Source organism: Terrisporobacter muris, from assembly GCF_024621905.1.
Taxonomy (GTDB): Bacteria; Bacillota; Clostridia; order Peptostreptococcales; family Peptostreptococcaceae; genus Terrisporobacter; species Terrisporobacter muris.
The window spans coordinates 1-12173 of the sequence record NZ_JANKBY010000084.1 but is presented as its reverse complement, the minus strand read 5'-3'; the positions used below and the strand labels follow the sequence as shown (position 1 = coordinate 12173).

General features: G+C 31.5%; 7 protein-coding genes. 3 read left to right on the top strand and 4 right to left on the bottom strand.

The features are described from left to right. Positions 1 to 195: 195 nt before the first annotated feature. Genes NSA58_RS08630 through NSA58_RS08620 form a run of 3 tightly spaced genes read left to right on the top strand, consistent with a single transcriptional unit; the run spans position 196 to position 4382 of the window. Complete coding sequence (locus NSA58_RS08630) at positions 196 to 696, top strand: NADH-quinone oxidoreductase subunit NuoE family protein (RefSeq protein WP_039680683.1); 501 nt, start codon at positions 196 to 198, stop codon at positions 694 to 696. 12 nt (positions 697 to 708) lie between these two features. Next, on the top strand, positions 709 to 2598 hold the full coding sequence (locus NSA58_RS08625) for an NADH-quinone oxidoreductase subunit NuoF (RefSeq protein WP_074429929.1): 1890 nt from the start codon (positions 709 to 711) through the stop codon (positions 2596 to 2598). A 23-nt stretch (positions 2599 to 2621) separates the two neighbouring features. Continuing rightward, a complete protein-coding gene (locus NSA58_RS08620) occupies positions 2622 to 4382 on the top strand; it encodes an NADH-dependent [FeFe] hydrogenase, group A6 (protein WP_074429930.1) in 1761 nt (586 codons plus the stop codon). Between the two features lie 77 nt (positions 4383 to 4459). Here NSA58_RS08620 and hprK read toward each other — a convergent pair whose 3' ends face one another. The 4 genes from hprK to uvrB all read right to left on the bottom strand — a co-directional run bounded on the left by hprK (position 4460) and on the right by uvrB (position 12130). Continuing rightward, the gene (hprK, locus tag NSA58_RS08615) at positions 4460 to 5389 is read right to left on the bottom strand and encodes an HPr(Ser) kinase/phosphatase (RefSeq protein ID WP_074429934.1); all 930 of its coding nucleotides are present in this window, start codon (positions 5387 to 5389) and stop codon (positions 4460 to 4462) included. Between the two features lie 7 nt (positions 5390 to 5396). Continuing rightward, a complete protein-coding gene (uvrC, locus tag NSA58_RS08610; RefSeq protein ID WP_039680686.1) occupies positions 5397 to 7211 on the bottom strand; it encodes an excinuclease ABC subunit UvrC in 1815 nt (604 codons plus the stop codon). A 123-nt stretch (positions 7212 to 7334) separates the two neighbouring features. Beyond that, positions 7335 to 10160: an excinuclease ABC subunit UvrA gene (gene uvrA / locus NSA58_RS08605; protein WP_074429931.1), complete on the bottom strand. Its 2826-nt coding sequence runs from the start codon at positions 10158 to 10160 to the stop codon at positions 7335 to 7337. After that, complete coding sequence (gene uvrB / locus NSA58_RS08600) at positions 10160 to 12130, bottom strand: excinuclease ABC subunit UvrB (protein WP_074429932.1); 1971 nt, start codon at positions 12128 to 12130, stop codon at positions 10160 to 10162. The genes uvrA and uvrB overlap by 1 nt, the downstream gene beginning before the upstream one ends. Positions 12131 to 12173: the final 43 nt, after the last annotated feature.

The window sequence follows — 12173 nt, the reverse complement described above, 5'->3', positions numbered from 1 at the left end:
AGGATTACAATTTTTTCCATTCAGTATTTACTATAGATTTTTATAGGAAACTTTGAATGTTAAAATTTTAACTCTATAAATTTTTACTTAACTTATTTTATAACTATAACCTCTTAAAATTTATAGAATGTATTTTAAGCTTTTGCTGTTAATTATTTACTATGACTAACTTCAAAATGAAAAGGGGGAATTTGCATGTGCAATTTTGTTTCACAGAACAAAAAATTATTTGATGAGTTAGATAGCTTAATCGTTGCTCTTCCTGAAGCTGATGAGAGTGCATTAATATATGTGCTTAAAGAAGCTCAAGGTATATTTGGCTATCTACCAAAAGAAGTTCAACTTTATATAGCAGGAAAATTAGGTGTCTCTCCTGCCAAAGTATATGGTGTTGTTAGCTTCTATTCCTATTTCTCTACTACTCCTGTTGGAGAACACAAAATTAATGTATGTTTAGGAACAGCGTGTTTCGTGAAAGGTTCAAAAGATGTTCTTGCTGAACTAGAAAAGCAATTAGGTATTAAATCCGGAGAAACTACTCCTGATCTTAAATTTACTATTGAATGTTTAAGATGCGTAGGTGCTTGCGGACTTGCTCCTGTTGTTGTTGTTGATGGTAGAGTATATAGTCGAGTTACACCTGATGATGTTACAGGTATAATAAATGACTATAAAGAAGTAGAAATGAGCTGTTAGGGGGGATAATACATGAAAAGAATTAATTCTTATGCTGAATTAAAAGCTGCTGTTGAAGAGTACAAACCTCTTCTTGATTTAAGAAAGAAAGACGGAGTTGATGGTGTTCCTACAAAAAGAGAAATATTAGTTTGTGGTGATACTGGATGTGCTTCTTCTGGTAGTATAAAAGTTTTAGAAGCTTTACAAGATGAAATAAAAAAAGCTGGTCTTGAAGATGTTGCTAAAGTTGAATTAACAGGATGCTTTGGTTTCTGTGCCGTAGGTCCTATAGTAAAAGTTTACCCTGATAACGTTTTCTACGTAAATCTTTCTGCTGAGGATGCTGCTGAAGTAGTAGAAAGTCATATTAAAAATAATGTTGTTGTAGAAAGATTATTATTTGAAGAACCATCATTAGATAATATAAGAGTTAATAATGAAAAAGATATGTCTTTCTATAAAAAGCAAAAGAAAATAGCTTTAAGAAATCTTGGTGTTATACATCCTGAACGTTTAAGCGAATACCTTGCTAATGATGGATATCTTGCTCTTGGTAAATGCTTAAATGAAATGACTCCTGAACAAGTTGTTGAAGAAATAAAAGCTTCAGGACTAAGGGGTCGAGGTGGAGCTGGATTCCCTACTGGTGTTAAATGGGAAGCTTCTGCTAAAAACCCTCCTGTCAACGGAAAAAAATTTATAGTATGTAATGCTGACGAAGGTGACCCAGGAGCTTTCATGGATAGGTCTTTATTAGAAGGCGACCCTCATAACGTATTAGAAGCTATGGCAATAGCAGGATATGCTGTAGGTTCTGACATTGGATATATATATATAAGAGCTGAATATCCTCGTGTCATAGAAAGATTAAAAATAGCTATAGCTGCTGCTGAAGAAGCTGGATTATTAGGCGAAAATATAATGGGTTCTGGGTTTAACTTTAAACTTGAATTAAAATATGGTGCTGGTGCTTTCGTTTGCGGTGAAGGTACTGCATTGATGCATTCTATTGAAGGTAAACGTGGTGAGCCTAGAATGAAGACTTTCTCTTCTTCTAAACACGGTTTATGGAATGCTCCTACTTGCTTAAATAACGTTGAAACATTTGGTAATGTTCCAGCTATAATAAATAATGGTTCTGATTGGTTTGCTTCTTATGGTACAGAAGATTCTAAAGGAACTAAAGTTTTTGCATTAGGTGGAAAAGTTAATAACGTTGGTCTTGTTGAAATACCTATGGGTACTACACTTAGAGAAATCGTTTATGAAATAGGTGGTGGTATCTTACATGATAAAGGATTTAAAGCTGTTCAAACTGGTGGACCATCAGGTGGATGTATATCTTCTAAAGATTTAGATACTCCTATAGATTACAAATCATTAGCTTCTATAGGCTCTATGATGGGTTCAGGTGGTATGCTTGTTCTTGATGAAACTGACTGTATGGTTGATATAGCTAGATTTTTCTTAGACTTCTCTGTTGAAGAGTCTTGTGGTAAATGTACTCCTTGTCGTATAGGTACAAAGAGATTATACGAATTATTAAATAAGATTTGTGAAGGCAAAGGATGTGAGCAAGACTTAGTTGACTTAAAAGACTTAGCATTAACAGTTAAAAATACTGCTCTATGTGGCCTAGGAAAATGCGCTCCTAACCCTGTATTAAGTACTATGGATTGCTTCTATGATGAATATTTAGCTCACGTTAAAGATCATAAATGTCCAGCAGGAAAATGTACTTCTCTGTTAGACTTTGTAATTACTGATGATTGTATTGGTTGTGGATTATGTGCTAAAAACTGTCCAGTTGATGCAATAAGCGGTGAAAAGAAAGAAAAACATGCTATAGATACTGCTAAATGTATTAAATGTGGTACTTGTATAGAAAAATGTAAGAAGGGTGCAATTGTTAAAAGATAATTACGCTAAGGAGGGGTTTATTAATGAGTTTAGTTAATTTAACTATAAATGGCAAAGCTGTTTCAGTTCCTTCTGATACAAAAATATTAGAAGCTGCAAAACAAGTAAATGTTAAAATACCAAGCCTATGTCATTTACATATGGATGATATAAAATTTGATAACCATTGTGCATCTTGTCGTGTATGTATGGTTAGTGCTGGAAGAGGACTAGTTCCTGCTTGTGGTACTTTAGTTAAAGAAGGAATGGTTGTAAACACTAATTCTCCAGAAGCATTAAAATATAGAAAAAATGTTGTTGAATTAATGTTATCAGACCATCCAAAAGACTGTTTATCTTGTATTAAGAACGGTCATTGCGAATTGCAAGATATCGCTGCAGACTTAGGTATAAGAAATGTTAGATTCTCTGATGGAGATCAATCTTATGTTCCTGTTGATACTTCTACTAAATCTATAGTTAAAGATCATGCGAAATGTATACTATGTAGAAGATGTGAAACTATGTGTAACGAAGTACAATCAGTTGGTGTTCTTTCTGGTATCAACCGTGGATTCGGCACAGAGGTTTCTACATTCTATGGTGTTGATTTAGCTGATACTAACTGTACTTTCTGTGGTCAATGTATAAGCGTATGTCCAACAGGTGCATTAGTTGAAAAAGATAATACTGGCGCTGCTTGGGATGCTTTAGCACAAAAAGAAAAACCTGTTATGGTTCAAACTGCTCCAGCCGTAAGAGTTGGCCTAGGAGAAGAATTTGGATTAGATCCAGGTTCTATATCTACTGGTAAAATGGTTGCTGCATTAAAAGCTCTAGGATTCGATTATGTTTTCGATACTAACTTTGCAGCTGACTTAACTATAATGGAAGAAGCTAATGAGTTTGTAAATAGATTTGTTAAAGGTGAAAAACTTCCTATATTAACTAGCTGCTGCCCAGCTTGGGTTAACTTTATGGAACATGAATTCCCAGATTTATTACCTCATCTTTCTACTTGTAAATCTCCACAAAGTATGTTTTCTCCAATAGCTAGACATTACTTTGCTGAAAAAGCTTTAGGTAAAAAACCTGATGAAGTTATAGTTATGTCTATAATGCCTTGTGTTGCTAAGAAATACGAAGTTTCTAGAGAAGAATTAGGTCAAAATGGATATCTAGATACTGATTTATCATTAACTACTAGAGAATTGGCAAGAATGATAAAAGAAGCTGGTATAGATTTAGCTAACTTAGAAGAAGCTGAGTTTGATAGCCCACTTGGATATTCTACTGGTGCTGCTGATATATTTGGTGCAACTGGCGGTGTTCTTGAAGCTGCACTTAGAACAGCTTACCATGATATAACTAAAGAAGAAGCTCCATCTCTAGACTTTACAGTTGTTAGAGGTATGGATGGTATAAAAGAGGCTTCTTTAGAAATAGCTGGTCATACAGTAAATGTGGCTGCTGCAAGTAGTTTAGGAAATGCTAGAAAATTAATGGATGAATTAAGAGCTGGAACTTGCAAGTACCATGTAATAGAAATCATGGCTTGTCCTGGTGGATGTGTTGCTGGTGCTGGTCAACCTTATCATGGTGGAGACTATGATAAAGTTAAAGCAAGAGCTAAAGCTTTATATGAAATAGATGCTAATAAACCACAACGTCTTTCTCATGTTAACCCAGATATCATCAAATTATACGATGAATTCTTAGGTGAAAGAGGCGGACATAAGTCTCATGAATTGCTTCATACTGAGTACTATGATAAAAGTAATGTATTTGCTGACGCTGAATGTTAATAATTAATACTTTACCTATTAATTAAAAATTAAAGGGAGTTATGAAATTTATAAAAATCTCATAACTCCCTCTTAATTTATTTATCAATTACCCTAGTTAATTTTTCTGTGAACTCTTGAGCTGCATCTATACCCATTCCTCTTTGTCTAAAGTTCATAGCCGCTACTTCTATTATCATAGATGTATTTCTTCCTGGTTTAACAGGTATTACTAACTTTTCAATTTTTCTTCCAAGTATTTCTTCATATTCCCTATCTAAACCTAATCTATCATAATATTTTTGTTGATTCCAATTTTCTAGTTCAATTACTAAATCTATTGCTTTTTGATTTTTTATTGCCCCAACACCATATAAACTTTTAACATCTATTATTCCTATACCTCTTATCTCCATATAATGCTTTAATAATTCTGGTGCTTGACCTACAAGTCTACTATCATCAACTTTTCTAATCTCAACTGCATCATCAGCTACTAATCTATGACCTTTTTGTATCAATTCTAAGGCAGTTTCTGATTTACCTATACTACTTTCTCCCTTTATAAGAACACCTATACCATATACATCTACTAAAACTCCATGCATTGTAACATGAGGCGCTAACTTATTATCTAAATAATTAGATAATCTATTAATAAATCTAGTAGTACTACACTTGCTACTTAATACTACTCTATTATATTTTTTAGCTTTTTCTATTATATCTGAATCAACTTCTAAATCCCTCGTAACTATTAGTACAGGTATTTCATAAGAGAAAAATTTATCTAATATTATTTCTCTTTTATCTTTATTTATATTTTTAAAATAAGTATATTCTGTTTTTCCTATTATTTGAATTCTTTCATAAGGAAAATATTCAAAATATCCTGCCAGTGGTAATCCTGTTCTATTTACATCTTCAGATTCCACGTAGTATTCCTTCTCCTCTGGCATATATACTACCTCTAAATCCAAATCATCAATTAATTGAGATATAGATACTTTATCTTTTACTGTTTCTATCAATTACTTACTCTCCCTTTCTAAAATATTCATAAATATTTTCTGCTACACTTTTATTTAATCCCTCTACTTTAGATAACTCTTCTACTGATGCATTTTTTATATCTTCAATGCTTTTAAAATTAGATAATAATGCTTTTTTTCTTTTTTCTCCAACGCCTGGAATATCATCTAAAGAAGATTTTGTTAAAGATTTGTTTCTCAAGCTTCTGTGATAGCTTATGGCATAGTTATGTACTTCCTCTTGAATACTTGCAACAAACCTATATAGATTTGACGTTTTATCAAGTTCAATATCATTTGAAGCACATATCAATCCCTTTGTTCTATGTTTGTCATCTTTATACATTCCCCACAAAGGTATATCTATTCCATATTTATCAAAAACTTTTTGTACAGCACTGACTTGTCCTTTTCCACCGTCTAATAGTATTAAATCAGCAAAATCACCTTTTTGCAATCTTCTATCTAAAATTTCAGCCATAGAATCATAATCATTAGGTCCTTCTACAGTCTTTATTTTATATCTTCTATACTCTTTTTTGTCCTTGAGTCCATTTGTAAAAACAACCATAACACCTATGGAATCTACACCTTGTATATTAGATATGTCATAAGATTCTATTCTTCTCGGTGGTTCTTGTAAGCCTAATACTTCAGCTAGCTCAATTAAAGCCCCTTCACTTCTTTCATATTTTCTTTTATTTAAATTAGAGAATTTTTCTAAGTATTCCATAGCATTTTTCTTAACCATAGATATTAAACTTTTTTTATCTCCTTTTTGAGGGACTCTTATAGATACCTTTTGTCCTTTAATATTTGATAACCATTCTTCAAGAACTACTTGATCTTCTATCTCTGATTCAATAATAATCTCTTTTGGAATATATTCTGCCTTCATGTAAAATTGTTTTACAAAAGAACCAAGTATTGCTTCCTTACTAGAATCCTTTGTTCCCTCTAATATGAAATGCTCTCTTCCAACTATTTTACCATGTCTAATAAAGAATGATTGTACACAGGCTTCTTCATCATTATAAGCCATAGCTATTATATCTTGATTGATATCATCTGTAGATACATCAATTTTTTGCTTTTGCATCATTTCTTGAAGATTCATTATTTTATCTCTATAAATAGCTGCTTCTTCAAAATTAAACTCCATAGAGCATTTATTCATCTTTTCTTTTAAAATCTCAATTAAAGTTTCTTCTTTTCCAGATAAAAATAATAGTATTTCTTCTATCATTTTATTATATTCTTCTTTTGAAACATTTCCAGTGCAAGGTCCCACACATCTTTTTATGTGAAGGTTTAAACATGGCCTCATATTATTTTTAATAGCTCTTTCAATATCAACATTGCAAGTTCTTATAGGATAAATATTTCTAATAACATCTAAAGTATCATTAACAGCTTCCACATTTGTATATGGTCCAAAATATTTAGCCTTATCTTTAAGAACTCTTCTAACTTTTAATACTCTTGGAAAATCTTCATTTACTGTTACCTTTATATAAGGGTACGTTTTGTCATCCCTTAATAAGACATTATATTTAGGTCTATATTTTTTAATTAAATTACACTCTAAAATCAATGCTTCTAGCTCTGAATCAGTGATTATATACTCAAATGAATTTATATTTTTAACCATTGATTTTACCTTAGAAGAATGGTTTTTAGATGATTGAAAGTACTGTCTTACTCTATTTTTTAATGATATGGCTTTACCAACATATATTATTTTATCATCTTCATCTTTCATTAAATATACCCCAGGCTCAGCTGGTAGTTTTTTTAATTGTTCCTGTATATCAAACACTTATATTCCTCCGAAATCAAAATTCGCTTCTATAATTCATTCTATAATAAAACTTCTAATTCTTATATAGATAAAAATTAGAAGTTTTATATTTCATCTTTGATAATATTAAAATTTCAAAACTTATTCAAAGTATTTCTTTAGGAATTGCCCTGTATATGAACCTTTCACCTTAGATACTTCTTTAGGTGTTCCAGTAGCGATTATTTTTCCACCTTTATCTCCACCTTCTGGTCCCAAATCTATAATGTAGTCACTAGTTTTTATAACATCTAAATTATGTTCTATTACTACTATAGTATTCCCTGTATCAGCAAGTTTTTGTAAAACGTGAATCAACTTATCAACATCTGCCATATGAAGTCCTGTTGTAGGCTCATCAAGAATATATAAAGTCTTTCCTGTCGGTCTTTTACTTAATTCTGATGCTAGCTTAATTCTTTGTGCTTCTCCTCCAGATAACTGAGTTGAAGGTTGACCAAGTTTGATATAGGAAAGTCCAACATCCATCAAAGTTTCAAGTTTTCTTTTTATAGTTGGTATATTTTCAAAGAACTCTAATGCTTCTTCCACATTCATATCAAGTACATCTGCAATAGTCTTATCTTTGTACTTAACTTGTAGAGTTTCTCTATTATATCTTTCACCTTTACATACTTCACAAGGTACGTAAACATCTGGTAAGAAATGCATTTCTATTTTGATTATACCGTCACCCTTACAAGCTTCACATCTACCACCTTTAACATTAAAACTAAATCTTCCTTTTTTGTAGCCTCTAGCTTTAGCTTCATTTGTTGTAGCAAATAAATCTCTTATTTGGTCAAATACACCTGTATAAGTAGCTGGATTTGATCTAGGCGTTCTTCCTATTGGACTTTGATCTATATTTATTATTTTATCTATATTTTCAATTCCTTTAATTTCCTTATGTTTACCAGGTCTTTGTCTTAATCTATTAACCTTACTTGCTACACCTTTGTATAAGATTGAGTTAATTAATGAACTTTTTCCAGAACCTGATACACCTGTAATACATACAAATTTTCCAAGAGGTATCTTTGCATTAATATTTTTTAAGTTATTTTCTGTAGCACCTTTAATCTCTATAAAGTTTCCATTACCTTCTCTTGTAGTATCCGGTATTTCTATTACTTTTTTACCACTTAGATATAATCCAGTCATTGAATTAGGATTTTCTAATATTTCATCTAAAGTACCTTGAGCTACTATTTCTCCACCATGGACACCAGCACCTGGTCCAATGTCTACCACGTAGTCAGCTTCTCTCATAGTATCTTCATCATGTTCAACTACTATTAAGGTATTTCCAAGATCAGTTAAATGTCTTAATGTTCCTATTAATTTTTCATTGTCTCTTTGATGAAGACCGATACTTGGCTCATCTAATACATATAGAACTCCAACTAAAGCAGAACCAATTTGAGTAGCAAGTCTGATTCTTTGTGCTTCTCCTCCTGATAGCGTTCCAGCTTTTCTTGATAAAGTTAAATATTCTAATCCTACATCTTTTAAGAAAGATGCTCTTTCATTTATTTCTTTTAAAATTTCATGAGCTATAAATTTATTTTTTTCACTTAACTCTAAGCTCTGAACAAAGTCTAATAAATCTTTTACAGATAAATCTGTAACTTCCATTATATTTTTTCCACCTATTAGAACAGATAGAACTTCTTTTTTCAATCTATTACCCTTACATTTTGGACAAGGTGTTTCAGCCATATACTCTTCAATTTTGTCTCTTGAATACTCTGAATTAGTTTCTCTATATCTTCTTTCAAGGTTTACTATAACCCCTTCAAAAGGAGCCTTATACTCTCTTCTTCCTCCAAACTTAGAATCAAAGATAAATTGAACCATTACATTATTTTCACCATAAAGTAATTCTTGAACAAAATCTTCTGGTAAATCTTTAAATGGAGTATCTAAAGATACATTAAAGTGTTCAGCTAAGCTTTGTACCATTTTGCTATAATATGTATCATCACTTGTGCTTACACTTCCCCATGCAGCTATGGCCCCTTGTTTTATACTTAAATCTTTATTTGGTATAACAAGGTCCGGATCAACTTCTCTACTTTCTCCTAATCCTTTACATACATCACAGGCACCAAAAGGAGCATTGAATGAGAACATTCTTGGTGATAGTTCTTCAATTCCTATACCATGTTCTGGACAAGCAAATTTAGTAGAGAATAAAACTTCTTCTCCATCTACTATTTGAGCTATCACAAGTCCATCTGATAATTTGACAGCTGTTTCTATTGAATCAGCAAGTCTTCCTTCTATTCCATCTTTTACAACTATTCTATCTACAACGACTTCTATATTGTGTTTCTTATTTTTCTCTAAATTAATATCATCAGTTACTTCCTGATTTTCTCCATTAACTCTAATTCTTACAAAACCATCTTTAGCAATGCTTTCTATAAGTTTTTTATGAGTTCCCTTTTGACCTCTTACTACAGGAGATAAAATTTGAAGTTTAGTCCTCTCTGGAAATTCTAATATTTTATCTACTATTTCTTGTATAGTCATTTGAGATATTGGTTTTCCACATGTAGGACAGTGAACATCTCCAACTCTTGCAAATAAAAGTCTTAAATAATCATAAATCTCCGTTACTGTACCTACAGTAGAACGAGGGTTTTTTGACGTTGTCTTTTGGTCTATAGATATAGCTGGTGATAATCCTTCTATATATTCCACATTTGGTTTTTCCATTTGTCCTAAAAACTGTCTAGCATAAGCTGATAAACTTTCAACATATCTTCTTTGACCTTCTGCATAAATAGTATCAAATGCTAAAGAAGATTTTCCAGAACCTGATAGTCCTGTGAAAACTATAAACTTATTTCTAGGAAGTTCTATACTGACATTCTTAAGGTTATGCTCTTTTGCACCTTTTATAATGATTTTATCTTCCATTAATTCTTTATCCTTTCTTCTAACTCTTTTATCTTATCTCTTAACTGAGCTGCTCTTTCAAATTGTAAGTTTTGTGCAGCTTCCATCATTTCCTTTTGTAAAGCTTCTATATTATTTTGAACTTCATATTCATCTTCACTTTCAGAAATCCCAAATACAACTTCTTCATCAGCCGGTTTAAGTGTTTCTATACTATCCCTAACTTCCTTAACGATAGTTTTAGGGATAATTCCATTTTCCTCATTATATTGAGACTGTATCTCTCTTCTTCTTTTAGTTTCTTCAATAGTTGCTGCCATAGAACGTGTAATCTTATCAGCATACATTATAACTCTACCTTCTGAGTTTCTTGCAGCACGTCCTACTGTTTGTATTAGAGATGTTTCCGATCTTAAGAAACCTTCTTTATCTGCATCTAATATGGCAACTAGTGAAACCTCTGGAATATCTAAACCTTCCCTAAGCAAGTTTATACCTACTAGTACATCAAATTTACCAAGTCTCAAATCTCTAATTATTTCTGTTCTTTCTAGTGTATCTATATCTGAATGTAAATATTTAACCTTTATTCCTATTTCTTTTAAATAATTAGTTAAATCTTCACTCATTTTCTTAGTTAAAGTAGTAATTAAAACTCTTTCACCTTTTTCTGTAACTTTATTTATTTCACCAACTAAATTATCTATTTGATTTTCAATTGGCCTTACTTCTATAATTGGATCAAGTAACCCTGTTGGTCTTATTATTTGTTGTGCTACAGTTGTCGAATGTTCTATTTCATAAGGTCCTGGTGTTGCGGAAACAAATAATACTTGATTTATATTTTCTTCAAATTCAGCAAAGTTTAAAGGTCTATTGTCATAAGCAGATGGTAATCTAAATCCATTTTCTATTAATGATTGTTTTCTTGATCTATCTCCTGCATACATTCCTCTAACTTGAGGTATAGTAACGTGAGATTCGTCTACTATTAATAAGAAATCATCTGGAAAGAAACTCATTAATGTATAAGGTTTTTCACCTTCTTCTCTTCCTGTAATATGTCTTGAATAGTTTTCTATACCCTGACAAGTACCTATTTCATTTAACATTTCTATATCATATTTTGTTCTTTGTTCAATTCTTTGAGCTTCTAATAATTTGTCATTATTCTTAAAAGATTGAACTGTTTCTGCTAATTCTTTCTCAATAGCTTCTACTGCATGGGCAACTTTTTCTGGAGTAGTTACATAATGTGATGCTGGAAATACTGCTACATAGCTTCTTGTTCCTAAAATTTTTCCTGTAACATAATCAATTTCCACGATTCTGTCTATTTCGTCTCCAAAAAATTCTATTCTTATAGCTTTTTCATCATCACTTGCAGGGAATAATTCTAGAATATCACCTCTAACTCTGAAAGTTCCTCTCACAAAGTTAATATCATTTCTTTCATATTGTATATCTACTAATTTTCTTATTAGAGTATCTCTGTCAATTTCCATTCCTGTTCTAATGGATAACATAAGCTTTTTATAATCATCAGGATCCCCAATACCATAAATACATGATACAGAAGATACTACTATTACATCATCTCTTTCTAATATAGATGCTGTAGCTGAGTGTCTTAGCTTATCTATTTCATCATTTATACTTGCATCCTTTTCTATATATGTATCACTGGATGCCACATAAGCTTCTGGTTGATAATAATCATAATAACTTACAAAATATTCAACTGCATTATTAGGGAAAAACTCTTTAAACTCGCTATATAATTGAGCTGCTAAAGTTTTATTATGAGCTAGAATTAAAGTTGGTTTTTTTACTTCTCTAATTATATTAGCCATAGTAAAAGTTTTACCCGAACCTGTTACACCTAGTAATGTTTGAAACTTTTCATCATTATTAATTGAAGTAACAATTTCCTTTATTGCCTCTGGTTGATCCCCTGTTGGCTTAAAAGCCGATTGAATTTCAAAGTCCATATCTCCTCACTCCTTTAGAACATCCGTTCCGTATAATTACAAT